Below are 418 nucleotides of genomic sequence, written 5' to 3'. Positions count from 1 at the left end.
CCTTCGACGTGCACGCCGGACCCGAGGTGGAGGCCCTGCGCGCGCGGGCGACGGCGACGACCTGCGCGACGGTGGGCACGACGCTGTCGGACCTGCCGGCGGGGCCGCGGCACCGGATCGACCGGGCGGGCCGGCTGGTGGTGCGGCTGGAGGGCGGGACGCCGCTGAGCCGCAGCCGCGCGGCGGTGCTGGCCGGCGAGAACCTGCTGGCGGTGGAGGGGCCGGACGGCTGGGAGCTTCTGCAGTTCCTGCAGGCGGAGATGGTGGGGGCGAAGACCTGGGCGCTGAGCGGCCTGCTGCGCGGGCAGCAGGGCTCGGACGTGGCGGCGATGGTCGCGACCGGCGCGCGGGCGGTGCTGGTCGACGCGGCCCTGGTTCGCGCCCAGGCCGCGCCGGCCGAGCGCGGCCTGCCGCTGGT

The 418-nt window shown here is 78.9% G+C and carries 1 protein-coding gene; it reads left to right on the top strand.

The window, feature by feature from the left end:
- The coding region (locus AC1DCG_RS25150) for a GTA baseplate fiber-binding domain-containing protein (protein WP_477041759.1) at positions 1–418 on the top strand (418 nt) is incomplete at both ends.

The sequence above is a fragment of the Caulobacter sp. 10L414 genome, assembly GCF_056395525.1.
Note: the sequence above shows the minus strand (reverse complement) of the source record. Positions and strands in the feature narration are given on the sequence as shown.